This is a genomic window from Mesorhizobium sp. CA7 (genome assembly GCF_020165015.1).
Classification (GTDB): domain Bacteria; phylum Pseudomonadota; class Alphaproteobacteria; order Rhizobiales; family Rhizobiaceae; genus Mesorhizobium.
This window is the reverse complement of record NZ_JAIUHH010000008.1, coordinates 101,820-127,347: the sequence shown is the minus strand read 5'-3', so window position 1 is coordinate 127,347 and position 25,528 is coordinate 101,820. Positions and strand designations below refer to the sequence as shown.

The window sequence follows — 25,528 nt, the reverse complement described above, 5'->3', positions numbered from 1 at the left end:
AGCGCGCCGAACTGCAGGCCATGCTTCGTCCTGGTGGCATCAACGACCACACGGCGTGCAAGCTGTTCACCGAGATCACCTTCTCCGAAACGACCTCAAGGGCGGCGAACCGCGGGATTAGAACCGGGTGCGCTTGTCTTGGCGCAAACCGGCCAGCAAATTTCGCGCCCCAAACGTGGCGGGCCGAAAACAACTGTGTTAATGCGCGGCGACCTCGCAGACCTCCGGCCCCAAGGGAAAGCAAGCCATGTCAAATGCCGCGGCAGCCTCCACCAAATTCGAATCCTTCTTCGAGACCACGCTTGCCGATGCCGATCCGGAAATCTTCGGCTCCATCCGCAATGAGCTCGGCCGCCAGCGCCATGAGATCGAGCTGATCGCTTCCGAAAACATCGTGTCGCGCGCCGTGCTCGAGGCGCAAGGCTCGATCATGACCAACAAATATGCCGAGGGCTATCCAGGCAAGCGCTACTATGGCGGCTGCCAGTTCGTCGACGTGGCCGAGGAACTGGCCATCGAGCGCGCGAAGAAGCTGTTCGGCTGCAACTTCGCCAATGTCCAGCCGAATTCGGGCAGCCAGATGAACCAGGCAGTGTTCCTGGCGCTGCTGCAGCCCGGCGACACTTTCATGGGTCTCGACCTGAATTCGGGCGGCCATCTCACTCACGGCTCGCCGGTCAACATGAGCGGCAAGTGGTTCAAGGTCGTCTCCTACGGCGTGCGCAAGGACGATCACCTGCTCGACATGGACGCGATCGAGAAGACCGCGCATGAGACGAAGCCGAAGCTGATCCTCGCCGGCGGCACCGCCTATTCGCGCATCTGGAACTGGAAGCGTTTCCGCGAGATCGCCGATTCGATCGGCGCCTATCTCATGGTCGACATGGCGCATATCGCCGGTCTCGTCGCCGGCGGCATGCATCCGTCGCCGCTGCCCCACGCCCATGTCGTGACCACGACGACCCACAAGTCGCTGCGCGGCCCGCGCGGCGGCATGATCCTGTGCAATGACGAGGAAATCGCCAAGAAGATGAACTCGGCGGTGTTCCCGGGCCTGCAGGGCGGGCCGCTGATGCATGTCATCGCCGCCAAGGCGGTGGCGCTCGGCGAAGCGCTGAAGCCGAGCTTCAAGGCCTATGCCGAAAGCATCGTCGCGAACGCCAAGGCGCTGGCCTCCAGCTTGCAGGAGACTGGCCTCGACATCGTCTCGGGCGGCACCGACAATCACCTGATGCTGGTCGACCTTCGTCCGAAGAACGCCACCGGCAAGCGCGCGGAGGCAGCCCTTGGCCGCGCCAACATCACCTGCAACAAGAACGGCATCCCATTCGATCCGGAAAAGCCGTTCGTCACCTCTGGCGTGCGCCTCGGCACGCCGGCCGGCACCACGCGCGGCTTCGGCCAGGCCGAGTTCCGCGAGATCGGCAAGCTGATCGCCGAGGTGCTGGACGGGCTGAAGGCGGCGAATTCCGATGAAGGCAACGCGGCGGTCGAGGCCGCTGTGAAGGCCAAGGTCACGGCGCTGACCGACCGCTTCCCGCTCTATCCCTATCTCGGTTGACCGGGCGCCGCGCGTCATCTTTTATCCTGCGCTTGCGCCGCTCCTCTGGGCGGCGCGGCTTACTGGAGATCCGATGATGCGTACTTCCCGTCTCGCCGCGGCTTTGCTTGGCCCGCTTGCCGCCTTCGCCGCCTCCGCCGCGATGGCTCAGGACGAAACCAAGCCGAATACTGATCTGCCCGCCACCAATACTTTCGGCAGGTGGACCACCATCATCGATACGCTCGATACCGGGCAGGACGCGCACAAGACCTGCGCCGCCTCGACGGCCTTCCTCGACGGCGCCGGTAACGCAGGCTCCCTGACGCTGTCGATCTCGACCGGCGACGCGCTGCCGCCGGATGCCTATCCGGCCATCATGTTCATCGTCGACAACAAGACCTTGCCGACCGGCGACAAGATCGCCGCGACCTTCGGCGACCCCGGCGTGAAGGTCGCCGCGACGGTCACCTCCAACGCCGCCGCCGGCGGCCGCCCGAGCTGGTTGGTCGACAACCAGGCCAAGACCAGCCTGGCCTTGCTGCGCGCCATGCGCAAGGTCACCTCGCTCGATGTGACTTTCGGCAAACAGGCCGTCGCCAGCATTCCGATGGATGGCTTCACCAAGGCTTATCGCAATCTCGGCACGTCCTGCGGGTTTTCGACCACGGACGTCGCGCCCTGACGTTGCCGGCCTTGGCAGGGCGCTGGCAATTGTGCTTGCGCCTCGCTATCTCTGATAGGAGGGCTCCGCGCTTTGCCATAGCGGCAAAACAAACTAAGCCTTCCGGCATCCTACAGAATCGCCAAACCGAAAGCTTCCCATGCGCTGTCCCTATTGCCAGTCCGAAGATACGCAGGTGAAGGATTCGCGTCCGGCCGAGGATGGCGCCGCCATCCGCAGACGCCGCGTCTGCCCTGATTGCGGTGGTCGTTTTACCACCTTCGAGCGCGTGCAATTGCGTGACCTCGTGGTTATCAAGAAGTCCGGGCGCAAGGTGCCGTTCGACCGCGACAAGCTGCTGCGCTCGGTCGAGATCGCGGTGCGTAAGCGCAATGTCGATCCCGAGCGCATCGACCGCGCCGTCACCGGCATCGTGCGCCAGCTCGAAAGCTCCGGCGAAACCGAGGTTGCCTCGGGCGAGGTCGGCCGGCTGGTCATGGAGGCGCTGAAATCGCTCGATGACGTTGCCTATGTCCGCTTCGCCTCGGTCTACCGCAATTTCCGCGAGGCCAAGGATTTTCACGAGCTGCTGGGCGAATTGAAGGGCGACGAGGAGAAGACCGAAGAGGACGCCGGCTGATCATGGCGGGACAGCGACTGGACGAGGCCGCGCGGGCGGCCCTTGATCGCCGTTTCATGGCCGCGGCCATCAGGCTGTCGCGGCGGAATGCCGGCCGCACCTCGACCAACCCTTCTGTCGGTACCATCATCGTGCGCGACGACGGCGCCGGTCCGATGATCGTCGGCACCGGCGTGACGGCCGTGGGCGGCCGCCCCCATGCCGAGACCGAAGCGCTTGCCGAGGCCGGCGAGCTTGCGCGCGGCGCTACAGCTTACGTGACTTTGGAGCCCTGCGCCCATCACGGCCGCACGCCGCCCTGCGCCAACGCGCTGGTCAATGCCGGCATCGCCCGCGTCGTCGGTGCGGCGAGCGATCCCGATCCGCGCGTCTCCGGCAAAGGCTACGCCATCCTGCGCACCGCCGGTGTCGAGGTGGTGGAGAAGGTGCTGGCCGCCGAGGCCGCCGAGCAGATGGCCGGCTACCTGACTCGTTCCCTGAAAAAACGTCCGGAAGTGACGCTGAAGCTTGCGCTTTCGAGCGACGGCAAGATCGGTCGCAAAGGCGCCGGCCAGGTTGCCATCACCGGCGAGGTCGCACGGCGCGATGTCTATCTGATGCGCGCCGAGTCCGACGCCATCCTGGTCGGCATCGGCACCGTGCTGGAGGATGATCCGGCGCTGACCGTGCGCCTGCCGGGACTGGAGAACCGCTCGCCGGCGCGCATCGTCCTCGATCGCCAGATCCGGTTGCCGGAGACGTCGAAGCTGGTCTCGGGCGTCGACCGCGTGCCGCTCTATGTCGCTGCTTGCCCAGAGGCCGACGCGCACCGGCGGGCGTCGCTCGAACGCGCAGGCGTGCACTTCATCGGCACGGAAACCTATGAAAGCGAGATAGCCTTGCCGGAGTTGCTGGAGGATCTGGCGGCACTCGGCATGGCGAGCGTTTTGGTCGAAGGCGGCGCCACGGTGGCCAAGGCCTTCCTCGAGGAGGATCTTGTCGACCGCATTGTCCTCTTCCAAGGCCCGGACGCCATTGGCGAGGACGGCATTGCATCGCCCATCGACGCCGACCACATCCCGGCTGGATTTCGCAAGCTGCGCGACATGCGCTTCGGCGAGGACAGTTACGCCGAGTGGGTAAGACCATGAGCCCAAAAAGTGGGAACCGGTTTTTGGATAAGATCACGGTCAATACGAAAGACGCTCTCTGATGTTTACGGGAATTGTGACTGATGTTGGTACGGTTGCGAGCGTGAAGCCGCTCGCCCAAGGCATCGGCCTGCGCATCGACACCGCCTACGACCCCGAGACCATTGCGATCGGCGCTTCGATTTCCTGCGGCGGCGTCTGCTTGACCGTCACGGCGCTGCCCGAGCACGGCTCGAATGCGCGCTGGTTCGAGGTCGAGGCCTGGGAGGAAGCGCTCAGACTGACCACCGCGTCAAGTTGGAAGCCCGGCACCAGGATAAATCTCGAACGCGCGCTGAAGATCGGCGACGAGCTCGGCGGCCACATCGTCTCCGGTCATGTCGACGGCACCGCCGAAATCGTCGAGCGCAAGGAAGAGGGCGATGCCGTGCGCTTCACGCTGGAGGCGCCGCGCCATCTGGCGAAGTTCATCGCGCCCAAAGGGTCGGTCGCGCTCGACGGCACCTCGCTTACCGTCAACAAGGTCGAAGCGACCCGCTTCGACGTGCTCCTCATCCATCACTCGCTGAGCGTCACCACCTGGGGCGAGCGCCAGGCCGGCGACCGCGTCAACATCGAGATCGACACCATGGCCCGCTATGCCGCGCGCCTGGCCGAGGCCGCGAAAGAGGGGCTGTGATGGATCCCAAAGGAGCTGAAGAGACCGTCGAGCGCCGGCAGATGACTCTCGACGCGTTGGCGGATGTCGATGCCGGCAGAGTGATAAAACACCAGGAAGTCGAGGCTTGGGTCAAAAGCCTGGTGGATCGCGCGGATCTCGCAACGCGTCAGCCTGAATAGGTCACAGAACGTCGCGCCGCAGCATCTTCCGCTTGCGGTCAACCCGGCTTCGGCCTAAGTCACCGGCAACCCCCCGGAGACTTTTATGGCTGGCACATCCCAACACGGCAAAGCGTTCATTCGCCCGAAGGCGAAGGTGCATCTGCTCATTGTCGAAGCGCGCTTTCACGACGATCTCGCCGACGCCCTGCTCGAAGGCGCGACAGGCGCGCTCGACGAAGCCGGCGCCACTTATGACGTGGTGACGGTTCCCGGCTCACTCGAAATACCGGCCGTTATAATCTTCGCGCTCGATGGAGCGGCCGAAGGCGGCACGCATTACGACGGTTTTGTTGCGCTCGGCACCGTCGTCCGTGGCGACACCTATCATTTCGACATCGTCGCCAATGAATCGAGCCGCGCGCTGATGGACCTTTCGGTGCAGGAGGCGATCGCGATCGGCAACGGCATTCTGACCACCGAGAACGACGCCCAGGCATGGGCGCGCGCACGCAAGACGGAAGGCGACAAGGGCGGCTTCGCTGCGCGCGCGGCGCTGACCATGATCGCGCTCAAAGAGAAATTCGGAGCCCAATCGTGACTGATCCCGCCTCGACCGGTGCGGTGCGCCACGCCAACAAGCGTGGTGCCGCTCGTCTTGCCGCCGTCCAGGCGCTCTATCAGATGGATGTGGCCGGCAGCGGCGTCTTCGAGATCACGGCCGAATACGAAGCCTTCCGCCTCGGCAAGGAAGTCGACGGCGCGCTCTATCGCGAGGCCGACGCGCAATGGTTCCGCGCCATCCTGACCGGCGTCGTCGAGAACCAGAAGACCATCGATCCCGTCATCCGCCAGGCGCTCACCGAGGACTGGCCGCTGTCGCGGCTGGATTCGACGCTACGCGCCATCCTTCGCGCCGGCGTCTACGAACTGATGAAGCGCGAGGACGTGCCGGTGGCCGTCATCGTCTCCGAATATGTCGACATCGCCAAGGCATTTTACGAGGAAGACGAGCCGAAGCTGGTGAACGCCGTGCTGGATCGCGTTTCGCGCCGGGTTCGCGGCGAGGACGCTTCGTGACGACCGCAACGGCCGCGTTCGCCGAGACCGGCAGGGAAGGGCGTCGCACGGCGGTGCTGCTTGCCGCAGCGCAGGCGATCGTCGGTTCGGCCGCGCCGATCGCCATTTCGCTGGGCGCGCTCGCCGGGCAATATCTGCTCGGTCCAGACAAGTCGCTCGCGACGGCGCCGGTCACCGGTTTCAATATCGGCGTGGCGCTGGGAGCCTTGCCGGCCGCTGCCATCATCCGCCGGCTCGGCCATCGCGGCGGCTTCATGACAGGCACTATCGTCACCGCGCTCGGTGGCCTGGTCGCGACGCTCGCGCTCTTCCAGGCAAGCTTCTGGCTGTTCGCCTTCGGCCTCTGCGTCATTGGCGTCGGTGGCGCTTTCGTCCAGCAATTCCGCTTCGCGGCTGCCGACAATGCGCCGCCGGAGTTCAAGGCGCGCGCCATCTCCTTCGTGCTGGCGGGCGGCATCATTACCGCAATTCTCGGGCCCCAGATCGTCATCTACACGCGCGAATTGCTGGCCCCGGTGATGTTCGCAGGATCCTTCGCCTCGATCCTGCCGCTGGCGGCGGTCGGCGCGCTCATCCTGTCGTTCCTGCGGGTTTCCGCACATGCGAACGCCGTGACCGAAGCCGCCGCAAGCGATGCCCGACCGCTGATCGAGATCGTCACCCAGCCGCGCTTCGTCGCAGCACTTTTCTGCACCGTCGGCAGCTACGCGCTGATGAGCTTCGTCATGACCGGCGCGCCGCTCGCCATGGTCGGCTGCGGCCTGTCGGAAGACAATGCCACGCTTGGCATCTCCTGGCACGTCATGGCCATGTTCGGGCCAAGCTTCTTCACCGGTACGCTGATCCATCGCTTCGGCGCCGAGCGCATCGTCGCCACTGGCCTTGTCCTGCTGATCGGCTGTGCTGCCGTGGCGCTTTCCGGCCTGGCGCTGTGGCAGTTCTGGACGGCGCTGATCTTGCTCGGGCTCGGCTGGAATTTCGCTTTCATCGGTGCCACCGCAATGGTCGCCGCCAGCTACCGGCCTTCCGAGAAGAGCAAGGTCCAGGGTTTCCACGACTTTGCCCTGTTCGGCTCCGTCGCATTCGCTTCGCTGATGTCGGGCGCGATCTACAACGCCTGGGGCTGGACCATGCTGAACTGGATCGTCTTCCCGGTCGTCGCGCTCTGCTTTGCCGCGCTCGGCACGTTGAAGTTGGTGGGCGCTCCCAAATCTTGAAGAAGGCGCCCGACCAGCTCTTCCGGCCTCTTGAACAACCTGCCTGAACGACCGGCGTCAGGCATCCGGGGGGAGCACCTGCAGGACCCGCGCGATGAACATGTGGAACTCCTGCATATAGTTGCGCAGGAATGTCTCTGTTGACGCCACCGTCACCTCGCCATCGTCGGTGATCAGCCCCGGGGTGAACTGAATGTAGGCTTCGGGCGAGTTCATCTGGGGCGCGTTGCAGAAGCTGAGCACGCTGCGCAGGCTCTGTTGGGCGACCGCGGTTGCGATCGCGCCCGGCGATGTTCCGATGACGGCAGTCGGTTTGCGGGCAAAGGAGTTCTTGCCGTAGGGCCGGCTGGCCCAGTCGATTGCATTCTTCAGGCCGCCGGGGATCGATCGGTTGTACTCCGGCGTGACGAAAAGCACCGCCTGGACGGATGCGATGGCTTTCTTGAACTCCAGGGCGACAGGCGGGAAGGCGGCGTCATAGTCGTAGCTGTAGAGCGGCAAGTCCTTGAAGGGGATTTCCGTCATCTCAAGTTCCGGCGGCGCCAGTTTGACGAGAGCCTTCGCAAGCTTGCGGTTGATGGAACCCTTGGCGAGGCTGCCGATGAGGTAGCCGACTTTGTGCTTGGCCATGACACACTCCTGTTTTGGCCGCCGACCCGCCTTTCCCAATATTTCGCAAAACAGGGTAAGCCGCCAGCCGGCCTCAGGTCGGCATCGCGCTATGTCGGGTGGAACAGTGCTTTTGTCGGATCGAACAAAATTATTGCGCCTGTCCCCCAAGTTATGAAACCGTGTACCCCGACTGCCCGTCATAGCCGTGCTCATATACAGCCACCGATTAATCGGTTCACAGCAAGGGATTTCACAATGTTTTCAATCGGAAAGCTCGCCGTAGCAGCCATTGCGCTCGGCCTTGCCACTGCCTCGGCCAGCGCCCAGGTGGTCGTCTCCTCGAAGATCGATACCGAAGGCGGGGTGCTGGGCAATATCATCCAGCTCGTGCTCAACGCCAACAACATCAAGACGACCGACCGGATCCAACTCGGCGCGACGCCCGTGGTGCGCAAGGCGATCACCGCTGGCGAGATCGACATCTATCCCGAATATACCGGCAATGCCGCCTTCTTCTTCCAGAAGGCCGACGATCCGGTCTGGAAGGACGCCGCCAAGGGCTACGAAACCGCCAAGAAGCTCGACTATGATGCCAACAAGATCGTCTGGCTATCGCCGTCGCCGGCCAACAACACCTGGGCGATCGCGCTGCGCAAGGAAGTGGCCGACGAGAACAAGCTCGTCACCTTGACCGACTTCGGCAAATACGTCGCGGGCGGCGGCAAGGTTGTGCTGGCGGCCTCCGCCGAGTTCGTCAATTCGGCGGCGGCGCTCCCGGCCTTCCAGACGACATACGGCTTCACGCTGAAGCCGGACCAGCTGATCACGCTCTCCGGTGGCGATACCGCGGCGACCATCGCAGCCGCCGCCAACCAGACCAACGGCGCCAACGCCGCCATGGTCTATGGTACCGATGGCGGCATCCAGCCTTCCGGCCTCGTCGTGCTCGAGGACGACAAGGCTGTGCAGCCCGTCTATCAGCCCGCACCGATCATCCGGGAAGAGGTCCTGAAGCAGCATCCCGAGATCGAGACGCTGCTGAAGCCGGTCTTCGCCAAGCTCGATCTCGTCACGTTGCAGGGGCTCAACGGCCGCGTTCAGCTGGGCGGCGAGCCGGCGAAGGGGGTCGCGGAGGATTTCCTTAAGAAGAACGGGTTTTTGAAGTAAGATAAGCCCGCCTTGAAAAGCGAGAAGTCGTTGCGAGGCGCCCCCCTCTGTCCTGCCGGACATCTCCCCCTCAAGGGGGGAGATTGGCTGTTGCTGCGCCTCGCTCCCTTCTCCGGCCTTGGTGATTGGCGAAGGCCCTCGCGACATCTGATCTCCCCCCTAGAGGGGGAGATGGCCGGTAGGCCAGAGGGGGGCGCCTCGCGCAAACGCGCGTCATGACCATCCGCCTCGACAAGCTCGGCGTCGTCATTGCCGCGATCGTGGCCTACGCCGCGTTCCTCGCCCCGTTCGCCACGTTCCGCGCCAACCGTATCGTGCCGGGGCAGGCGCGCTCGATCCTGGAAGCGCTGCCGTCCATGCTAGGCATGCTATTGCTGGCGATAATGATAGCGGCTGCGATCGTCGCCCTGCTCAGGACGCCGCTTTTGCTCAGGCTGATCGCCGGCGTCGTGGCGCTGGTCGCGCTCTCGGTCCTGATCGGTGTTGCCGGCGGTTTTCTGACGCCCGCCGGCAACACTTTCGCTCGCGTCTCGCCGGCTTCGGGTTTCTGGCTGCTGATCTTTGCCTTCACCTTGCTCCTCGCCGATGTGCTGACCAGGCTGAACCTGTCGCCCAGAGCGCGCGTCGGCGTGCTCGTGCTTGCCGCTTTGGCCATTGCCGCGCTGCTCGTTTCGGGACGTTGGGACAGTCTTTCCATCCTCAAGGAATATGCAGGCCGCGCCGACAGTTTCTGGGCCGAAGCTTCCAAGCACGTCACGCTGGCGCTTGGCTCGCTGGCCGGCGCGGTCGCGGTCGGGATACCGCTCGGCATCTTGTGCCATCGTGTCGAGAAGCTGCGGGCAGGGGTGCTGAACGTGCTCAACATCATCCAGACCATTCCGTCGATCGCGCTCTTTGGCCTGCTGATCGCGCCGCTCGGCTGGGTCGCCGTGCACGTGCCGGGTGCCGCCGCGGTCGGCATCAGAGGCATCGGCACTGCGCCGGCCTTCGTCGCGCTCTTCCTCTATTCGCTGCTGCCGGTGGTAGCCAACACCGTGGTCGGCCTTGCCGGCGTCCCACGCGCGGCCAACGACGCCGCGCGCGGCATGGGTATGACCGACCGCCAGCGCCTGTTCGATGTCGAGTTTCCGCTCGCCTTTCCGGTGATCCTGACCGGCATCCGCATCGTGCTGGTGCAGAATATCGGCCTTGCCACCATTGCCGCGCTGATCGGCGGCGGCGGCTTCGGCGTGTTCGTTTTCCAAGGTGTCGGCCAGACGGCGATGGACCTCGTGCTGCTCGGCGCGTTGCCCACCGTGGCGATGGCCTTCGCTGCGGCGATCATCCTCGACGCGGTCGTCGAGATGACAGCCACCAAGCGCAGGGTCGAAACGGCATGATCGAGATCGAAGGCATCACCAAGCGCTATGACAGTACGACTGTGGTCGATGATGTTTCGATGGTCATCGAGCCCCGAACCATCGCGACCATCGTCGGCACGTCGGGATCCGGCAAGACGACGCTGCTCAGGATGATCAACCGGCTGGTCGAGCCGACCGCGGGCGTGATCAAGCTCGACGGCGCCGACAACCGCTCGCTGCCCGGCTATCAGCTGCGCCGCAGCATCGGCTACGCCATCCAGGGGCATGGCCTGTTTCCGCACCGCACGGTAGCGCAGAACATCGCCACCGTGCCGTTGCTGCTCGGTTGGGACCGAGACCGCATCAAGGCGCGCGTCGACGAGTTGATGACGCTCTACCAGCTCGACCCGCAGGCTTACGGGCCGCGTTACCCGCACGAGCTTTCCGGCGGCCAGCAGCAGCGCGTCGGCGTTGCCCGCGCTTTAGCCGCCGAGCCCAACGTGCTTTTGATGGATGAACCCTTCGGCGCGCTCGACCCGATCATTCGCACCAAGGCGCAGGAGGATCTGCTGGCGATCCAGAAGCGCTTCGGCACCACCATCATCCTCGTCACCCACGACATGGAAGAAGCCGTGCATCTGGGCGACAAAATAGCCGTCATGGATGCCGGCAAGCTGGTGCAATACGCAAGACCGGCGGAGATTCTGGCCAGACCGGCAAACGGCTTTGTCGAGACACTGGTCGGCCCCAGCGAAAGGCCGTTCCGGCTGCTGTCGCTGGGGCCAGTGCGCGATGCGGTGGAGCCGGGCGGTGCCGAAGGCGAGGCGATCCCCGGCGAAGCCACGCAGCGCGACGCCCTGGCCGAGTTGTTGTGGTCGGGCCGCCCGGCGCTGCCGGTGAAAGGCGCCGACGGCAAGCTGCTCGGCCGCGTCACCGTCGAAGGCCTGGTCAAACGTGCGGCGAGGCCGCAATGAAAGCCTGGCTGCCTGCGCTGCTGAGGCTGGCTGTTCTCTTGCTGCTGGCGGTCTTCATCACCAGCCCGAACTGGTTCGAGCCGCTGCTGAAACCGCTGACCGAGAATGGCGCGCCGGCGATCTACAACCAGGGCAGCCTGCTGACGCTGACATTGCAGCATCTGCGGATCGTGCTGATGGCGACAGTGGCGGCGACGATCGTGGCCGTGGCTTTAGCCATCCTGGTCACCAGGCCGGCCGGCGCCGAGTTCCTGCCCTTGTCGCGCAGCCTGGTCAATATCGGCCAGACCTTCCCGCCGGTTGCGGTGCTGGCGCTTGCCGTGCCGGCCGTCGGCTTCGGCGAGAAGCCGACGCTGATCGCGCTCTTCCTCTACGGCCTGCTGCCGATCTTCGAGAATGCGCTGACGGCGCTCACCACGCTGCCCGGCAACGTGATGGAAGCGGCGCGCGGCGCAGGCATGACCGGCTGGCAAAGGCTGATGAAGGTCGAGCTGCCGCTGAGCGCCCCGGTGATCCTCGGCGGCATCCGGCTCTCGGTGGTCATCAGCCTCGCCACCGCGACCATCGGCTCGACGGTTGCCGCCAAGACGCTGGGCGAGGTGATAATTGCCGGCCTGATCTCGAACAACCTTGCCTTCGTGCTGCAGGGCGGCCTGATCGTCGCGGCGCTTGCCGTGCTGATCTATGACGGCCTGTCGGCGATCGAACGCTACGCCGCGCGGCGTATGGGACAGGGGGCGGAGTAGCTGGTTGGTCGGCAATACCCGGCGTCATTTCAATCGATCTAATTCGAAGCCTGCGCCGACACAGCTATTGGCACCATCGTCTTTTGGGCGAAAGCCGGGCAAAAACCGAACAATATCTTGACGTTCCAAGCCCTGTTTCGCATACACCCCAGCCAAGGGGTGGATTCCGCATGCGGCATCCATCTCCGTTCCAACGGTCCAGGGAGGGGTTCTTTTGGGCCATCAATCGAGGAAAATCCGGCAATGACCATCATTACCGCCGTCATCGCCTGCGGCTTGCTGTCAGTTCTGTACGCCATCTGGGCGACACGTTCGGTCCTTGCGTCCGATCAGGGCAATCAGCGCATGCAGGAAATCTCCGCCGCCATCCGCGAAGGCGCCCAGGCTTACCTGGCGCGCCAGTACACGACCATCGCGATCGTCGGCATCGTCGTTCTCCTGCTTGCCTGGTGGCTGCTTTCGATCACCGCCGCCATCGGCTTTCTGATCGGCGCGGTGCTCTCGGGCGCCGCCGGTTTCATCGGCATGCATGTCTCGGTGCGCGCCAATGTGCGAACCGCGCAAGCCGCTTCCAACAGCCTTGCCGCCGGCCTCGACATCGCCTTCAAGTCAGGCGCCATCACCGGCATGCTGGTCGCGGGCCTGGCGCTGCTTGGCGTCTCGATCTACTACTTCATCCTGACCGGCCCGATGGGCCTGCAGCCGAACGACCGCGTCGTCATCGACTCGCTCGTCGCGCTCGGCTTCGGCGCCTCGCTGATCTCGATCTTCGCCCGTCTCGGCGGCGGCATCTTCACCAAGGGCGCCGACGTCGGCGGCGATCTCGTCGGCAAGGTCGAGGCCGGTATCCCCGAAGACGATCCGCGCAACCCGGCCACCATCGCCGACAATGTCGGCGACAATGTCGGCGACTGCGCCGGCATGGCCGCCGATCTGTTCGAGACCTATGCGGTGACCGTCGTCGCCACCATGGTGCTCGCCGCCATCTTCTTCGGCGGCACCGCGGTGCTGGGGGCGGCGATGCTCTATCCGCTGGCCATCTGCGGCGCCTGCATCCTGACCTCGATCGTCGGCACCTTCTTCGTCAAGCTGGGTTCCAACGGCTCGATCATGGGCGCGCTCTATAAGGGCCTGATCGTCACCGGCCTGCTGTCGATCGTCGGCCTCGCCGCCGCTACCTCGGCCACGCTCGGCTGGGGCGAGGTCGGCACCGTCGCCGGCATCGTCATCACCGGCAAGAACCTGTTCATCTGCGGCCTGATCGGCTTGGCTGTGACTGGCTTGATCGTCGTGATCACGGAATACTACACCGGCACCAACAAGCGTCCGGTGAACTCGATCGCTCAGGCGTCGGTGACCGGCCACGGCACCAACGTCATCCAGGGCCTCGCGGTCTCGCTGGAATCGACGGCGCTGCCGGCCATCGTCATCGTCGGCGGCATCATCGCCACCTACCAGCTCGGCGGTCTGTTCGGCACCGCGATCGCCGTCACCACCATGCTCGGCCTTGCCGGCATGATCGTGGCGCTCGACGCCTTCGGCCCGGTCACCGACAATGCCGGCGGCATCGCCGAAATGGCCGGCCTGCCGAAGGAAGTGCGCCACTCGACCGATGCGCTCGACGCCGTCGGCAACACCACCAAGGCCGTCACCAAGGGCTATGCCATCGGCTCGGCCGGCCTCGGCGCGCTGGTGCTGTTCGCCGCCTACTCGAATGATCTCAGGTTCTTTGCCGCCAATGGCGATAAGTACCCCTACTTCCAGGGCATGGGCGAGATCTCGTTCGATCTCTCCAACCCGTATGTCGTCGCCGGCCTCATCTTCGGCGGCCTGATTCCCTATCTGTTCGGCGGTATCGCGATGACCGCCGTCGGTCGCGCCGCCGGCTCGATCGTCGAGGAAGTGCGCAAGCAGTTCCGCGAGGACAAGGGCATCATGGCCGGCACCTCGAAGCCGAACTATGCGCGCGCCGTCGACATCCTGACCAGGGCGGCGATCCGGGAAATGATCATCCCGTCGCTGCTCCCGGTGCTGGCGCCGCTCGTCGTCTATTTCGGCGTGCTGCTGATCTCGGGCTCGAAGGCCTCGGCCTTCGCGGCGCTCGGCGCCTCGCTGCTCGGTGTCATCGTCAACGGCCTCTTCGTCGCCATCTCGATGACCTCCGGAGGCGGCGCCTGGGACAACGCCAAGAAGTCGTTCGAGGACGGCTTTACCGACAAGGACGGCGTCAAGCACCTGAAGGGTTCGGAAGCGCACAAGGCCTCGGTCACCGGCGACACCGTTGGCGATCCCTACAAGGACACCGCCGGCCCGGCCGTCAACCCGGCGATCAAGATCACCAACATCGTCGCGCTGCTTCTGCTCGCCGTGCTCGCGCACGGCTGATTGCGGCTATTCCACGACAAAGCCCGCGGGAGTGATCCCGCGGGCTTTGTGTTTCGGCATGACATCATGCATTCCGGGGCACTCAACCGGCTTCCGGCCTTTCGCCGTCACGGCGATAGCGGGCCAGCAACGCGTTGGCGTCTGGTTCTCGTTCGGGCATCGGCGGCAAGCCGCGTGTCCGGCGCAACATGGCAATGAACGCGCCGCGGCGATATTGGCGACGGAAGGACCGCGCCCGCGGATGTATGCCAAACATGGCCAGAAGCCTGCGTTTGAGATAGCGGGACCGCTTGAGGGGGGCAGGCTCCTCGGCGTTGCCGAGAATCCTGACCCGCAACGCGTCTGGCGCATCCATCGCGTCCATCAGTTCTTCCTGCTCCCGCGCCGTATCTCGCGCATAGCTGCCTTCGCGCTTGCCCGAATGCAGCATGAGCACGGTTAGATGGGGCATTGTCGCAATCACCGCACCCTTGCGCCAGGCACGGAACAGCCAGTCCTGGGAACTCTCGCAAACGCACTGGCTGGCCGGGCGCCATGGCCCAAGCCTTGGCAGCGACGCGCGCCGGATCATTTGCGCGGAGCCGAATCCGACAGTGGTAACCGGGTCGTAGAAGCCGTCCCGGCCCATCCCGAGGATCATATGCCTGGAGCCTTTGCTTGCGGACGACTCGATGACTGCACCTCGGGCGATCACCACATCGGCTCCGGTGGCGTCGATCCAGCCGCACATGGACGCCAGATGGTCGGGAAACCACAGATCGTCATGGTTCAAGATGGCGATGAAGCGGCCGCGGGCCCGGGCAAAGCCGATATTGTTCGGACCCGACTGCTCGCCGAAGTTCACGGGAAGATGGATATAGCAGATGCGGGCGTCTTCGAATGCAGCGACCGTGGCCGCGGTGTCAGGGCGGCACGCATCGCCGATGACTATGGCCTCCCAGTCCTGCAGGGTCTGACCAATGAGGCTCTTCAGGGCTTGATGCAGCACCGCCGGACGATTGTGCGTCGCCATCACGATCGAGACCAGCGGTTCGATCGGTCCGATTGGCGCGCCTTGACCGCCCTTTTCCACACTACACCAGCTTGTAGGGGATTTGTTCCGTATCGGGCGGCAGGCGCCAATGGTCGGGCGCGTCATAGGCGTAAGCCTTGTCGACAAGGTTGAGCAGCAACGCTGTCTCCGGTCCGAGGGTCACGACACCGTGCCAGACGCCGGGCGGAATGGTGATGATTGCCGGTCGCAGGGCGCCGACGATCTTGTGCCAGACCGTGCCGAAGCTGGGCGAGGCCTTGCGCCCGTCGAAAAGCGATATCCGCACGCTGCCGGCGCAGCAGAACAGGCGGTCGAGGGTCGCCGCATGTGCGTGCCAGCCCGTCACTGCGCCCGGATACATGGTGCGCTGGAACACTTGCCCGACCGGCGATTGATCGAGAGCCCATTCCTCGCGAAAGACCTCGGTCAGGTAGCCGTTGGAAGTCGCGACGGGTCTGATTTCCTTGAATGTGACGCCCTCGATCGGCGGCGCATCGACGGCAAGCCAGTCCGGCGTCACCGTCTGTTGGTCAGGCGTGCCGGTCGCCATCCAGCCCTGCGGTACGGTACGATCGTTGTTGCTCATATCCAGCCCCCCGGAAATCGCCAAAGCGTCATACGTGGCTATACGGGCATAGGCAAGCGCAGTCGGACGGTCGCCGGCAGGCGACGAAAGACCGTCGATCGAAGTCTTTCGTTCAGTCAGGTTGCCGGGCGAGCGAACTCAGGGCGTACCGCCGCTACCGCCGCCGGGAATGCCAGGCGCCAGCTTGCTGGCGCCGCTGATGACCTGGCTCAGGAAGTTCTGGTCCTTGCCGCCGGTCGGCGTCGTCCGCGAGATGAAGTCGAAGACCTTGCCGTCCTTGAGACCGTAATTGGCGATCTGGGTGACGCGGCCGTCAGCGCCGAAATAGACCGCCAGCACGTGCTGGTCGATGATGCGCGGGTTGTCGAAGGCGACATAGCGCTTGCGCGTTTGCGAGATGTAGTAGAAGGCCTCGTTGTCGAAGGTCGCCGTCGTCGACGGCGTGCCCAGCGCCAGAAGCACCTGCTCGCGGCTCGATCCGACCGGCACCGAATCGATCGCCTGCTGGTCGATGACGTAGCCTTTCGTCAGCGTCTCGCTCGGATGGAGATCTCCGAACATCTTGGACGAATTGCAGGCGGAAAGCGCTGACACCATTACCAGCAGCGAAGCCGCGCCCACTGGGGCGGGCGCAAAGAACGACTTGAATTTCAGCGCACCCAACAACAAATCTCCATCACATCCCCGCAACTTGCGCTGGGCCGCAAAACCGGTAAACCAGCTTGCATGCCGATGCAACAAGGCCAAATCAAACAACAGGTCCCCGGGAGACCGCCCTCAATGTTCCAGCGCCTTTTTGGCCGCGAACGCAATGCCAACCGCGCTATCACCGACGCGCTCTACGCACAAATCGTGGCGGCGGCGCGGCAAACGGTGTTTTATTCCGACTGGAATGTGCCGGATACGCCGCTCGGCCGCTTCGAGATGCTGTCGCTGCATATGTATCTTGTCCAGCACCGGCTGCATGGCGGGCAAGGCGTGGCCGCCGAGGTCGCGCAAGTGCTGATCGACGAGTTCTTCCTCGATGTCGAGCATTCGCTGCGCGAACTTGGCATTGGCGATGTCGGCGTGCCCAAACGCATGAAGAAGCTGGCAAAGATGTTTTACGGCCGTACGGCTGCCTATGACGAAGCGCTCAAGGAAGACGATCGGGTGGCGCTTGCGGCGGCGCTCGCCCGCAACGTCAGGCCGGACTCCGGCCCCTGGCCGCAGGCGCCGCTGCTGGCGGACTATGTCTGCGAGGCCTCGCACAAGCTTGCCGCCCAGCCGACCGAATCGATCGCCGCCGGCACCGCCGCGTTCCCGGCGGCCGGGGCAGCGTGAAGGAGGCCGGCATGAAAGACGCCGAACTGCGCAGCCCGGTATCCTTCGTCGCCAATGTCGCGCGCCTGCCGCAAAAGGGCCTGCCGGTCCTTGTCGAGGCCGATGAGCGCCAGCGCGAGGCGCTTGCCGCCGACTATGATCTGCTTTCGGTCGAGAGCTATCGCGCCGAACTGCTTGTGGTTCCCTGGAAGCGCAATGGCGTCAAGGTCACCGGTCGCGTCGCGGCCGACATCACGCAAGCCTGCATCGTCACCCTGGATCCGGTCGCCGCGCATATCGACGAGCCCGTCGAGGCGCTGTTTCTGCCCGAGCAGTCGAAGCTTGGGCGCGAAGGTTTCGAAGGCGGCGGCGAGATCGTCCTCGACGCCGACGGTCCGGACAGTCCGGAGACATTTTCCGGCGACACCATCGATGTCGGCGGGCTGGCCGAGCAGTTCTTCGGTCTGGCTATCGACCCTTATCCGCGCAAGTCGGGAGCCTCGCTCGACGTCGCCGGCGACGATCAGACCGAGGAAAGCGAATTCCAGAAAAAGCTGCGTTCGCTGCTTGGAAAATCCTGAGGTGGTCCGGATTTTGGAAAAGTTGGTTGTGCGCAGGCACAAAACCGTTATTTTCGCCGAACCTTCGCGAGGCCCCTTACCTCGGCAGGCGTCCGCCGCAAGCCAGGCAAACCGTGAGAAAAGCACTACGTGATCAGGATTTCCATCGATGCCATGGGCGGCGATCACGGACCAAGCGTGGTCATCCCGGCGCTGATGACCGTCGCCATCCGCCGCCCTGACATCCGCTTCGTCGTCTATGGCCGCGAGGACGTGGTGCGCCCAGAGCTCGCCAAGTTCCCGAAACTCGCCGAGATATGCGAGTTCGTCCATTGCGAGATCGCCGTGCGCATGGATGACAAGCCGAGCCAGGCGCTTCGCCACGGCCGCTGGAAGTCGTCGATGTGGAAGGCCGTCGAAGCGGTCAAGAACGGCGGCGCGCAGGCCTGCGTCTCGGCCGGCAACACCGGCGCGCTGATGGCGATGTCGAAATTCTGCCTGCGCACGATGGCCACCATCGACCGCCCGGCGATCGCGGCGCTCTGGCCGACGACGCGCGGCGAAAGTGTGGTGCTCGACGTCGGCGCCACCATCGGCGCGGATGCGCACCAGCTTATCGATTTCGCCATTCTGGGTACCGGCATGGCGCGCTCGGTGTTTGGCGTCGAGCGGCCGAGCGTCGGTCTGCTCAATGTCGGCGTCGAGGAGATCAAGGGCCAGGAAGAGGTCAAGGAAGCCGGCCGCATGTTGCGCGAGGCCAACATGGCCTCGATGAATTATCGCGGCTTCGTCGAGGGCGACGATATCGGCAAGGGCACGGTCGACGTGGTGGTCACCGAGGGCTTCGCCGGCAACATCGCGCTCAAGACCGCCGAGGGCACCGCAAGGCAGATCGCCGGCTATCTGCGTGCCGCCATGAGCCGCACGCTCATGGCCAAGATCGGCTACGTCTTCGCCAAGGGCGCCTTCGACAGGCTGCGCGAGAAAATGGATGTCGGTCGCTCCAATGGTGGCGTCTTCCTGGGGTTGAACGGCATCGTCGTGAAGAGCCATGGCGGCGCCGATTCGGACGGATTCGCGGCCGCCATCGAGCTCGGCTACGATATGGTACGCAACAATCTGCTTGACCGGATCGAGGCCGACCTCGATCTGTTCCATGCGCGCAACCCGACCGCGCAGGCAAACAGGAAGTCCGGCGTCGCCGACGCCGAGGAATAGGAAAGAGCCTTGATCAGATCAGTCGTGCGCGGCAACGGTGCCGCGCTGCCCCGCCGCATCATGAAGAATGCCGACTTCGAAGGCATGGTCGAGACCTCCGACGAGTGGATCGTCCAGCGCACCGGCATTCGCCAGCGCCACGTCGCCGCCGACGACGAGACGACTGCCTCGCTTGGCGAGGATGCGGCGCGGGCCGCGCTCGACAGCGCCGGCATGACGCCCGCCGATATCGATCTCATCATCCTGGCGACCTCGACGCCCAACAACACGTTCCCGGCGACGGCTGTCGAAATCCAGAACCGGCTCGGCATGCATCACGGCTTTGCCTTCGACATGCAGGCCGTGTGCTCTGGCTTCGTTTATGCCGTTGCCACTGCCGATCTCTATATCCGCGGCGGCCTGGCCAAACGCGTCCTGGTGATCGGCTCGGAGACATTCTCGCGCATCCTCGACTGGAGCGACCGCTCGACCTGTGTGCTGTTCGGCGACGGCGCCGGCGCGCTGGTTCTCGAAGCGGAAGACGGCGCCGGCGCGATCACCGATCGCGGCGTGCTGGCTGCGAGCCTGCGCTCCGACGGTGTGCACAAGGACAAGCTCTTCGTCGACGGGGGTCCTTCGACCACGGGAACGGTCGGCCATCTGAGGATGGAAGGCCGTGAAGTGTTCAAGCATGCCGTCGGCATGATCACCGACGTCATCGAGGCGACCTTCAGCGAGGCCGGCATAACGGCCGAGGACCTCGACTGGTTCGTGCCGCATCAGGCCAATAAACGGATTATTGACGCTTCCGCCAAGAAGCTCGGGATTGCTGAGCAGAAAGTGGTGGTCACCGTCGATTTACACGGTAACACCTCGGCTGCCTCGGTGCCGCTCGCTTTGTCGGTGGCCGTCGCCGACGGTCGCATCAAGAAGGGCGACCTGGTTCTTCTCGAGGCGATGGGTGGAGGTTTCACCTGGGGCGCGGTGTTGCTCCGCTGGTAAGTGCCGAACTCGCCGGTTCGGTCCTTGACCTTGCCGGATCAATTACTTAGGCTCAGCCTTTGCCTGTATCGATTTACGTTTTTGCGAGCAGATGGGACGGTCGCATGGGGGGAAAGACACTTACGCGTGCCGACCTTGCTGAAGCCGTTTACCGGAAGGTTGGTTTGTCGCGAACGGAATCGGCGGAACTCGTCGAGGCTGTGCTGGACGAAATCTGCGAAGCCATCGTTCGCGGTGAGACGGTCAAGCTGTCGTCCTTCGCCACCTTCCATGTCCGCTCCAAGAACGAGCGCATCGGCCGCAATCCCAAGACGGGCGAGGAAGTGCCGATCTTGCCGCGCCGGGTGATGACGTTCAAGTCCTCGAACGTGCTCAAGAACCGGATCCTGCGTTCGCATCAGAACAGCAAGGGCAAGGGCGGCAAGTAATTTGCTGGCGAATGCGGTTGAAAACCGCCGGCGGTTTTGACGCTGGGCTTGAATATCGTTTCATAAATCGCTGAAATAAGGCGCGATTCGGCACCATGCCAGGATCGTGGTCCAATGTGGAGGATTGGCCCATGGACAAAAGCCCCGATGCTTTCCGCACCATCAGCGAAGTCGCGGAAGATCTTGACCTGCCGCAGCACGTGCTGCGTTTCTGGGAGACCCGCTTCACCCAGATCAAGCCGATGAAGCGTGGCGGCGGCCGGCGCTACTACCGGCCGCAAGACGTCGAGCTCATCAAGGGCATCCGGCATATGCTCTACGATCAGGGCTATACGATCAAAGGCGTGCAGAAGCTGTTGCGCGAGAACGGCAACCATTTCCTGGTCGCCATCGGCAATGGCGACATGGCCGCGGTGGAGGCCATCGCCCAGCGCCGCCAGGCCGAGCAGGTGCCGCTGACGGCGGCCGCGCAGCCGCGCGGCGAAGAGGACGCGCTGGTCGGCCAACCGAAGGTGAAGCCCAGCCGCCGTTTCTTCGGCTTGGGCAAGAGCGACGACGAAGGTCCGGTTCAACCCGACTCGTCGAAATTGTCGCGTGACAATCGCGCCTTGCTGCAGGAGGCGCTGTTCGACTTGCTGGAATGCAAGCGCCTGCTCGACCAGGTTCGTTGAACGGTCATATTCGACTTGACAGTGCTTGGTCGGTCGGCCGGAACGGGCTCTTCGTCCGCGCGTTAGGCCTTCTCGAAGAGAAGGACAACAAGCATGGCATCGTTTTCGACCCTCTCCGACGTTGATATCGACAAGCAGGTCGCGGCACTTTCGCGACAACTGCACGACCTGAAGAAGGTTTTGGCCAGGCGCGGCGACGCCTATTACGAGGATGGCCGCGAGGCGGCGTCCGACTATTATTCGCAACTTGCCGATCGCCTCCACGAGGCGCTTCCGACAATAAGGCGCAGCGGCAGGGCGATCGAGCGCACGGCGCGCGATCATCCGGCGACGGCCGCCGCCGTCGGGCTGGTCGTGGTCGGACTGCTTGCCGGCCTTTTGATCGGCCGGCGCTGATTGATCGAGGGGATATAAACAGAAATGGCTGCCGTCCTCGACGGCCGCCATTTCCGTGCCGCTACAGGTGATCAGTTCGCAAGCTTGAGCCGCGTCTTCGGGTCGACCTTCATGACCTGGCTGCACTTGCCGTAGACGGTGCCGTTCTTGTCGGTGGCATCGGTATAGGTGCCTTTGCAATCCAACTGCAGCACCAGGCAAGAACCATGGCCCTTACAGACCGCGCCGCCGTCGCCGGTCGGATGCGTGCCAGCAAAAGCCGGAGCCGAGACCGAGCCGAAAGCCGAGACGACAAGAGCCGCGGCCAGGGTGATACGCTTGAAGTTGGTCATTTGAGCATTTCCTTCCATTGGTTTTGGGATCGCCGTCCTGGCGTCCCGTTGGGGTGAGGAGCACCTTGCGGCGCCCATGACCGCTTAGTGCTGCGGCCAATGGAAAGGTTCATATGCCGTGCGTTTTTTCATTTGACCGGCGATATCGGCGGATTGGGAAAGCCGGGCGCGGCTCTCCTCAGCGCGCGCCACGCATCCGGCGCGCGGCACCCGACATGGAGGTGGCTCACTCCGCAATGCCGCCGCCTCAGATAGGCCGAGTGTTCAAGCGGCCAAAGCTGTTCGAGCCGCTCGCTGCCTCCTCACATCGGCGGCGCGATGCCATGATTCCCGACAACGACCCGGTTCGCGACCAGCTTGCCGTCGCCGCCACGCTCGGCATTGACGAACACTGCGATGCCCGGCGTGAGATCTGCCGGCGTGGCGGTGGCGAATGTCACGATCGGTGTCGTCTGCGGGATAGCGATCTGCTTCTTCTGGCCGTTGTCATAGGTGAGCGTGACGGTGCGGCCTTCGATCTCGCTGACATCGGCGACAGTGCCGTTGGTCATGCGGCTGTTGGGCCGCAGATCCCAGTCGCGATCGCCTTCTCCGGTACCCTTCAGAGCAGCCGGAAAGATCACGACTTCCAGCGCGCCGCTGCCGCCGTCGGCCTTGGAAATCGAGGCGATGCCAAGAAAGTCGCCCTGCTTGATATCGGCTGCCGACGCCTTGGCAACGCCCGAAATCTTCCATCCGTTGGCGAGCGTGATCGCATTGGTTTTGCCATCGCGATCCTTCACCGTCAGCGTCGACCCGGCAACGCCGACGACAGTGCCTCGAACACGTATGGCATCCGCGGCCCACGCTTGCGTCGCGCCGATGACGCTTGAGACTGTGCCGAGCACAATTGCGAACGATTTCAAATTCATGGCATCCGATCCTTCCGAGAAACGCCCGGCGTCGGTCTGTCTGCCGCCGGTGACGGCAAGCTAACGAATCGAGACGTCGAAAATGCCGGCGGATCCGGCCGCGGACCTTCAAAAGAACTTGATTGAGCGCTGCGCGACCTTACATGTACGCAGCCCGAGGCATCAGCCGAAACGCAGCTTCACGAACGCGTGACGCCGCATGGGTGCTCTTGGCAAATCATTTGTTAACGAGCATTCTCCCGCCCGTCTCAGGCAACACCACATTTCATCCGACCCTGTTTCATCTCAAGGAGTTGCCATGCCCAACACCGTACGAAACGCTGTTTCCAACGACATTATTGCCGCGTCCGGCCTCAACCCGTTCAAAGCCGCGCGCGAAACCAGGGGATACACGATCGAGGAGCTCTCTTTGACCTGCGGCCTGGCCGTGGGCGAGATCGTCGACATCGAGGACGGCAAGGACGCCGACCCCGCCAAGCTTCGGCGCATCGCTTCCGCCCTGCAGGTGCCGGAAGAGGAATTGATCAGAGTGCCGGCCGCCGAGAACCGGCCCACGCAACAATAGGGACGCAAGCAAGCGTCCGTGTGAAAGCCCGCCAAGGCATGCCTGGCGGGCTTTTTGATGCATGTCTCCCACCTATGCGCTGCGGTTTTGGGGAAACGGCATGCGTCAAGACAAGGATGCGCAACGCACGGCCGTGGCTCTTGTCAATGATCGCGCCGCCATGCGATTCGCCAGCCGGTGTTCGACAGGTCTGACGAGGGGTCGCCATGAGTTTGGAATCGGTTCGCGCCTTTTTTGCCGAGCATGCACCCGATATCGAAGTCATCGTCACCGAGGCAAGTTCGGCCACGGTCGCGCTTGCCGCCGAAGCCCATGGCGTCATGCCGGCGCAGATCGCCAAGACGATCTGCCTGCGCGTGGGCGACGAGGCCATGCTGGTCGTGACCAGCGGCATCGCCAGGCTCGACAACCGCAAATTCAAGGACAGCATGGGCGGCAAGCCGCGCATGCTGGGCGGCGAGGAGGTGCTGGCAATCACCAGCCATCCGCCTGGCGGCGTCTGCCCGTTCGGCCTGCCGTCGCCGCTACCCGTCTATTGCGATCTGTCGCTCAAGGCCTTCGACGAAGTCGTTCCCGCAGCCGGCGCCACCAATACCGCGGTGCGCATCACACCGCAGCGCATGGCCGATCTGGTCGGCGCCGTATGGGTCGACGTTTGCCAGTAGCAATTGCCGCCTAGAATCCCGTCATGGTTCGTCACGGGCCGTAGCGCGGCTTTGACCGACATTCGGCGGGGCCCGCTCGCTTCCATTTGGTTTGGTATAGGCATCCGCGCCTTTCGCCGTCGCGCGTCAACCGACTCGAAAAGCGTCAAAGATTTGGACATTAGTCTTGACAGAAATACAGATGTTCAATACCCGTCAAGCGATCAAACAGCATGCGATGTGGGAGGAATAAGCGGCATGGCTTCCAATATTTCGTTGACGGGCCTTGCCCGTGACCTCGAGGAGCGCGCCAAGTCCGGCAAGCCCATTCGCATTGGCCTGATCGGCTCGGGCGAAATGGGCACCGACATCGTAACCCGCGTCGCCCACATGTCCGGCATCGAGATCGGCGCCATTTCCGAACTCAACTTGCCGGCCGCCGGCAAGGCCATCGATATCGCCTTCCAGGAAACCGGACACGCGCGCGAGGTTTCAAGCGCCTCGGCGATGACGTCGGCCATGGAGGCCGGCAAGATCGCCGTCACCAACGATTCCAGCCTCGTCATCGGCAACGACCTGATCGACGTCGTCATCGATGCGACCGGCGTTCCGGCCGTCGGCGCCGAGATCGGCCTGCGCGCCATGGAGCATGGCAAGCATCTGGTGATGATGAATGTCGAGGCCGACGTCACCATAGGCGCCTATCTCAAGAGCGAAGCCGACCGCCTCGGCGTAACCTACTCGCTGGGCGCCGGCGACGAGCCGTCTTCCTGTATGGAACTGATCGAGTTCGTCTCCGCCATGGGCCACCCGATCGTTGCCGCCGGCAAGGGCAAGAACAATCCGCTCAACATCGACGCCACGCCCCCGGACTATGAGGAGGAGGCCAAGCGCCGGCACATGAACGTGCGCATGCTGGTCGAATTCGTCGACGGTTCGAAGACCATGGTCGAGATGGCGGCGATCGCCAATGCGACCGGGCTGGTTCCCGACAAGCCCGGCATGCACGGTCCGGCGGCGACGCTCGGCGAATTGTCGAAGGTGCTGGTGCCCGAGAAGGACGGCGGCGTGCTGTCGAAGGTTGGCGTCGTCGACTATTCGATCGGCAAGGGTGTAGCGCCCGGCGTCTTCGTCGTCGCCGACATGTCGCATCCGCGCATCTCGGAGCGCATGGAAGACCTGAAGATGGGCAAGGGTCCGTATTTCACCTTCCATCGTCCCTATCACCTCACCTCGCTGGAAGTGCCGCTTACCTGCGCCCGTGTCGTGCTTTATGGCAAGGCCGACATGGTTCCGCTGGCCAAGCCCGTGGCCGAAGTCTGCGCCGTTGCCAAGAAGGATCTGAAGCCCGGCGACAAGCTCGATGCCATCGGCGAATATTGCTACCGCGCCTGGATCATGACGGCTCCGGAAGCCCATGCGGCGCGCGCCGTTCCCTGCGGCCTGCTGCAGGGCGGCTCCGTGACTGCACCCATCAAGAAGGGCGAGCTCATCACCTATGCCAACGCGGCGCCCGCGCCGGGCTCGAAGATCGCCGAGCTGCGTGCCCGCCAGGACAAGCTCGTTTACGGCGCCGTGGAGGCGTGA

The 25,528-nt window shown here is 64.0% G+C and carries 30 protein-coding genes; 24 read left to right on the top strand and 6 right to left on the bottom strand.

Annotated features, from left to right (window positions below):
* The first annotated feature begins 247 nt into the window (after nucleotides 1-247).
* The 9 genes from glyA to LB552_RS16850 all read left to right on the top strand — a co-directional run bounded on the left by glyA (nucleotide 248) and on the right by LB552_RS16850 (nucleotide 7,090).
* On the top strand, nucleotides 248-1,561 hold the full coding sequence (gene glyA, locus LB552_RS16890; protein ID WP_224608453.1) for a serine hydroxymethyltransferase: 1,314 nt from the start codon (nucleotides 248-250) through the stop codon (nucleotides 1,559-1,561).
* 76 nt (nucleotides 1,562-1,637) lie between these two features.
* Nucleotides 1,638-2,225, top strand: a complete 588-nt coding sequence (locus LB552_RS16885; RefSeq protein WP_411966191.1) for a hypothetical protein — start codon at nucleotides 1,638-1,640, stop codon at nucleotides 2,223-2,225.
* Nucleotides 2,226-2,364: 139 nt separating this feature from the next.
* Complete coding sequence (gene nrdR, locus LB552_RS16880; RefSeq protein ID WP_059184872.1) at nucleotides 2,365-2,844, top strand: transcriptional regulator NrdR; 480 nt, start codon at nucleotides 2,365-2,367, stop codon at nucleotides 2,842-2,844.
* A gap of 2 nt (nucleotides 2,845-2,846) precedes the next feature.
* A complete protein-coding gene (ribD, locus tag LB552_RS16875; protein WP_224608447.1) occupies nucleotides 2,847-3,974 on the top strand; it encodes a bifunctional diaminohydroxyphosphoribosylaminopyrimidine deaminase/5-amino-6-(5-phosphoribosylamino)uracil reductase RibD in 1,128 nt (375 codons plus the stop codon).
* 61 nt (nucleotides 3,975-4,035) lie between these two features.
* Nucleotides 4,036-4,653: a riboflavin synthase gene (locus LB552_RS16870; protein ID WP_224608445.1), complete on the top strand. Its 618-nt coding sequence runs from the start codon at nucleotides 4,036-4,038 to the stop codon at nucleotides 4,651-4,653.
* The gene (locus LB552_RS16865) at nucleotides 4,653-4,814 is read left to right on the top strand and encodes a hypothetical protein (protein ID WP_224608442.1); all 162 of its coding nucleotides are present in this window, start codon (nucleotides 4,653-4,655) and stop codon (nucleotides 4,812-4,814) included. Before LB552_RS16870 ends, LB552_RS16865 begins: the two co-directional genes overlap by 1 nt.
* 85 nt (nucleotides 4,815-4,899) lie before the next feature.
* Entirely contained in the window at nucleotides 4,900-5,394 is a 495-nt protein-coding gene (locus LB552_RS16860) for a 6,7-dimethyl-8-ribityllumazine synthase (protein ID WP_224608439.1), read from the top strand.
* Complete coding sequence (gene nusB / locus LB552_RS16855; protein WP_224608436.1) at nucleotides 5,391-5,873, top strand: transcription antitermination factor NusB; 483 nt, start codon at nucleotides 5,391-5,393, stop codon at nucleotides 5,871-5,873. The genes LB552_RS16860 and nusB overlap by 4 nt, the downstream gene beginning before the upstream one ends.
* Entirely contained in the window at nucleotides 5,870-7,090 is a 1,221-nt protein-coding gene (locus tag LB552_RS16850) for an MFS transporter (RefSeq protein ID WP_224608433.1), read from the top strand. Before nusB ends, LB552_RS16850 begins: the two co-directional genes overlap by 4 nt.
* 57 nt (nucleotides 7,091-7,147) lie before the next feature.
* On the opposite strand, the gene LB552_RS16845 is transcribed toward LB552_RS16850, so the two are convergent.
* Nucleotides 7,148-7,720, bottom strand: coding sequence for an NADPH-dependent FMN reductase (locus LB552_RS16845; protein WP_095767682.1), 573 nt, complete (start codon nucleotides 7,718-7,720; stop codon nucleotides 7,148-7,150).
* A gap of 237 nt (nucleotides 7,721-7,957) precedes the next feature.
* Here LB552_RS16845 and LB552_RS16840 point away from each other — a divergent pair, with 237 nt between their 5' ends.
* The 5 genes from LB552_RS16840 (at nucleotide 7,958) to LB552_RS16820 (ending at nucleotide 14,314) form a co-directional block, all read left to right on the top strand.
* Complete coding sequence (locus LB552_RS16840) at nucleotides 7,958-8,869, top strand: ABC transporter substrate-binding protein (protein ID WP_224608430.1); 912 nt, start codon at nucleotides 7,958-7,960, stop codon at nucleotides 8,867-8,869.
* 215 nt (nucleotides 8,870-9,084) lie between these two features.
* The gene (locus LB552_RS16835; RefSeq protein ID WP_224608427.1) at nucleotides 9,085-10,248 is read left to right on the top strand and encodes an ABC transporter permease; all 1,164 of its coding nucleotides are present in this window, start codon (nucleotides 9,085-9,087) and stop codon (nucleotides 10,246-10,248) included.
* The gene (locus tag LB552_RS16830; protein ID WP_224608424.1) at nucleotides 10,245-11,183 is read left to right on the top strand and encodes an ABC transporter ATP-binding protein; all 939 of its coding nucleotides are present in this window, start codon (nucleotides 10,245-10,247) and stop codon (nucleotides 11,181-11,183) included. Before LB552_RS16835 ends, LB552_RS16830 begins: the two co-directional genes overlap by 4 nt.
* A complete protein-coding gene (locus LB552_RS16825; protein ID WP_224608422.1) occupies nucleotides 11,180-11,929 on the top strand; it encodes an ABC transporter permease in 750 nt (249 codons plus the stop codon). The genes LB552_RS16830 and LB552_RS16825 overlap by 4 nt, the downstream gene beginning before the upstream one ends.
* A 243-nt stretch (nucleotides 11,930-12,172) precedes the next feature.
* Nucleotides 12,173-14,314 carry a sodium-translocating pyrophosphatase gene (locus tag LB552_RS16820; RefSeq protein ID WP_224608419.1) on the top strand — a complete coding sequence of 714 codons (2,142 nt, stop codon included), beginning with the start codon at nucleotides 12,173-12,175 and terminating at the stop codon, nucleotides 14,312-14,314.
* A gap of 82 nt (nucleotides 14,315-14,396) precedes the next feature.
* Here LB552_RS16820 and LB552_RS16815 read toward each other — a convergent pair whose 3' ends face one another.
* From LB552_RS16815 to LB552_RS16805, 3 genes are all read right to left on the bottom strand, one after another.
* On the bottom strand, nucleotides 14,397-15,386 hold the full coding sequence (locus tag LB552_RS16815) for a glycosyltransferase family 2 protein (protein ID WP_224608416.1): 990 nt from the start codon (nucleotides 15,384-15,386) through the stop codon (nucleotides 14,397-14,399).
* Nucleotide 15,387: 1 nt separating this feature from the next.
* On the bottom strand, nucleotides 15,388-15,933 hold the full coding sequence (locus tag LB552_RS16810) for a dTDP-4-dehydrorhamnose 3,5-epimerase family protein (protein ID WP_224608413.1): 546 nt from the start codon (nucleotides 15,931-15,933) through the stop codon (nucleotides 15,388-15,390).
* Between the two features lie 138 nt (nucleotides 15,934-16,071).
* Nucleotides 16,072-16,596 carry an outer membrane protein assembly factor BamE gene (locus LB552_RS16805; RefSeq protein ID WP_095767674.1) on the bottom strand — a complete coding sequence of 175 codons (525 nt, stop codon included), beginning with the start codon at nucleotides 16,594-16,596 and terminating at the stop codon, nucleotides 16,072-16,074.
* A gap of 117 nt (nucleotides 16,597-16,713) precedes the next feature.
* Here LB552_RS16805 and LB552_RS16800 point away from each other — a divergent pair, with 117 nt between their 5' ends.
* The 7 genes from LB552_RS16800 (at nucleotide 16,714) to LB552_RS16770 (ending at nucleotide 21,489) form a co-directional block, all read left to right on the top strand.
* A complete protein-coding gene (locus tag LB552_RS16800; protein WP_140541296.1) occupies nucleotides 16,714-17,256 on the top strand; it encodes a ubiquinol-cytochrome C chaperone family protein in 543 nt (180 codons plus the stop codon).
* 11 nt (nucleotides 17,257-17,267) lie between these two features.
* Complete coding sequence (locus tag LB552_RS16795; protein WP_224608409.1) at nucleotides 17,268-17,816, top strand: YceD family protein; 549 nt, start codon at nucleotides 17,268-17,270, stop codon at nucleotides 17,814-17,816.
* 129 nt (nucleotides 17,817-17,945) lie between these two features.
* Nucleotides 17,946-19,013 carry a phosphate acyltransferase PlsX gene (gene plsX / locus LB552_RS16790; protein ID WP_095767672.1) on the top strand — a complete coding sequence of 356 codons (1,068 nt, stop codon included), beginning with the start codon at nucleotides 17,946-17,948 and terminating at the stop codon, nucleotides 19,011-19,013.
* Nucleotides 19,014-19,022: 9 nt separating this feature from the next.
* A complete protein-coding gene (locus tag LB552_RS16785; RefSeq protein ID WP_095767671.1) occupies nucleotides 19,023-19,994 on the top strand; it encodes a beta-ketoacyl-ACP synthase III in 972 nt (323 codons plus the stop codon).
* A gap of 104 nt (nucleotides 19,995-20,098) precedes the next feature.
* Complete coding sequence (locus LB552_RS16780) at nucleotides 20,099-20,422, top strand: integration host factor subunit alpha (protein ID WP_040983242.1); 324 nt, start codon at nucleotides 20,099-20,101, stop codon at nucleotides 20,420-20,422.
* Between the two features lie 131 nt (nucleotides 20,423-20,553).
* Nucleotides 20,554-21,093 carry a MerR family transcriptional regulator gene (locus LB552_RS16775; RefSeq protein WP_224608406.1) on the top strand — a complete coding sequence of 180 codons (540 nt, stop codon included), beginning with the start codon at nucleotides 20,554-20,556 and terminating at the stop codon, nucleotides 21,091-21,093.
* A 93-nt stretch (nucleotides 21,094-21,186) separates the two neighbouring features.
* Complete coding sequence (locus LB552_RS16770) at nucleotides 21,187-21,489, top strand: hypothetical protein (RefSeq protein ID WP_224530651.1); 303 nt, start codon at nucleotides 21,187-21,189, stop codon at nucleotides 21,487-21,489.
* A gap of 71 nt (nucleotides 21,490-21,560) precedes the next feature.
* Here the strand turns inward: LB552_RS16770 and LB552_RS16765 are convergent, their stop codons facing one another.
* Together LB552_RS16765 and LB552_RS16760 are read right to left on the bottom strand one after the other, a co-directional pair.
* Complete coding sequence (locus LB552_RS16765; protein WP_095767668.1) at nucleotides 21,561-21,821, bottom strand: hypothetical protein; 261 nt, start codon at nucleotides 21,819-21,821, stop codon at nucleotides 21,561-21,563.
* Nucleotides 21,822-22,123: 302 nt separating this feature from the next.
* Nucleotides 22,124-22,732: a hypothetical protein gene (locus LB552_RS16760; protein ID WP_224608403.1), complete on the bottom strand. Its 609-nt coding sequence runs from the start codon at nucleotides 22,730-22,732 to the stop codon at nucleotides 22,124-22,126.
* 298 nt (nucleotides 22,733-23,030) lie between these two features.
* On the opposite strand from LB552_RS16760, the gene LB552_RS16755 reads away from it, so the two are divergent.
* The 3 genes from LB552_RS16755 (at nucleotide 23,031) to LB552_RS16745 (ending at nucleotide 25,528) form a co-directional block, all read left to right on the top strand.
* Entirely contained in the window at nucleotides 23,031-23,297 is a 267-nt protein-coding gene (locus LB552_RS16755) for a helix-turn-helix domain-containing protein (RefSeq protein ID WP_095767666.1), read from the top strand.
* Between the two features lie 206 nt (nucleotides 23,298-23,503).
* Nucleotides 23,504-23,962, top strand: coding sequence for a YbaK/EbsC family protein (locus LB552_RS16750; protein WP_224608400.1), 459 nt, complete (start codon nucleotides 23,504-23,506; stop codon nucleotides 23,960-23,962).
* A 237-nt stretch (nucleotides 23,963-24,199) separates the two neighbouring features.
* Entirely contained in the window at nucleotides 24,200-25,528 is a 1,329-nt protein-coding gene (locus LB552_RS16745) for an NAD(P)H-dependent oxidoreductase (RefSeq protein WP_224608398.1), read from the top strand.

Bases quoted from the DNA above. Each gene is read 5' to 3' on its own strand.
- glyA (WP_224608453.1), top strand. From the start codon at position 248: ATGTCAAATGCCGCGGCAGCCTCCACCAAATTCGAATCCTTCTTCGAG.
- LB552_RS16885 (WP_411966191.1), top strand. From the start codon at position 1,638: ATGCGTACTTCCCGTCTCGCCGCGGCTTTGCTTGGCCCGCTTGCCGCC.
- nrdR (WP_059184872.1), top strand. From the start codon at position 2,365: ATGCGCTGTCCCTATTGCCAGTCCGAAGATACGCAGGTGAAGGATTCG.
- ribD (WP_224608447.1), top strand. From the start codon at position 2,847: ATGGCGGGACAGCGACTGGACGAGGCCGCGCGGGCGGCCCTTGATCGC.
- LB552_RS16870 (WP_224608445.1), top strand. From the start codon at position 4,036: ATGTTTACGGGAATTGTGACTGATGTTGGTACGGTTGCGAGCGTGAAG.
- LB552_RS16865 (WP_224608442.1), top strand. From the start codon at position 4,653: ATGGATCCCAAAGGAGCTGAAGAGACCGTCGAGCGCCGGCAGATGACT.
- LB552_RS16860 (WP_224608439.1), top strand. From the start codon at position 4,900: ATGGCTGGCACATCCCAACACGGCAAAGCGTTCATTCGCCCGAAGGCG.
- LB552_RS16845 (WP_095767682.1), bottom strand. From the start codon at position 7,720: ATGGCCAAGCACAAAGTCGGCTACCTCATCGGCAGCCTCGCCAAGGGT.
- LB552_RS16840 (WP_224608430.1), top strand. From the start codon at position 7,958: ATGTTTTCAATCGGAAAGCTCGCCGTAGCAGCCATTGCGCTCGGCCTT.
- LB552_RS16835 (WP_224608427.1), top strand. From the start codon at position 9,085: ATGACCATCCGCCTCGACAAGCTCGGCGTCGTCATTGCCGCGATCGTG.
- LB552_RS16830 (WP_224608424.1), top strand. From the start codon at position 10,245: ATGATCGAGATCGAAGGCATCACCAAGCGCTATGACAGTACGACTGTG.
- LB552_RS16825 (WP_224608422.1), top strand. From the start codon at position 11,180: ATGAAAGCCTGGCTGCCTGCGCTGCTGAGGCTGGCTGTTCTCTTGCTG.
- LB552_RS16820 (WP_224608419.1), top strand. From the start codon at position 12,173: ATGACCATCATTACCGCCGTCATCGCCTGCGGCTTGCTGTCAGTTCTG.
- LB552_RS16810 (WP_224608413.1), bottom strand. From the start codon at position 15,933: ATGAGCAACAACGATCGTACCGTACCGCAGGGCTGGATGGCGACCGGC.
- LB552_RS16800 (WP_140541296.1), top strand. From the start codon at position 16,714: ATGTTCCAGCGCCTTTTTGGCCGCGAACGCAATGCCAACCGCGCTATC.
- LB552_RS16795 (WP_224608409.1), top strand. From the start codon at position 17,268: ATGAAAGACGCCGAACTGCGCAGCCCGGTATCCTTCGTCGCCAATGTC.
- LB552_RS16780 (WP_040983242.1), top strand. From the start codon at position 20,099: ATGGGGGGAAAGACACTTACGCGTGCCGACCTTGCTGAAGCCGTTTAC.
- LB552_RS16775 (WP_224608406.1), top strand. From the start codon at position 20,554: ATGGACAAAAGCCCCGATGCTTTCCGCACCATCAGCGAAGTCGCGGAA.
- LB552_RS16770 (WP_224530651.1), top strand. From the start codon at position 21,187: ATGGCATCGTTTTCGACCCTCTCCGACGTTGATATCGACAAGCAGGTC.
- LB552_RS16765 (WP_095767668.1), bottom strand. From the start codon at position 21,821: ATGACCAACTTCAAGCGTATCACCCTGGCCGCGGCTCTTGTCGTCTCG.
- LB552_RS16760 (WP_224608403.1), bottom strand. From the start codon at position 22,732: ATGAATTTGAAATCGTTCGCAATTGTGCTCGGCACAGTCTCAAGCGTC.
- LB552_RS16755 (WP_095767666.1), top strand. From the start codon at position 23,031: ATGCCCAACACCGTACGAAACGCTGTTTCCAACGACATTATTGCCGCG.
- LB552_RS16750 (WP_224608400.1), top strand. From the start codon at position 23,504: ATGAGTTTGGAATCGGTTCGCGCCTTTTTTGCCGAGCATGCACCCGAT.
- LB552_RS16745 (WP_224608398.1), top strand. From the start codon at position 24,200: ATGGCTTCCAATATTTCGTTGACGGGCCTTGCCCGTGACCTCGAGGAG.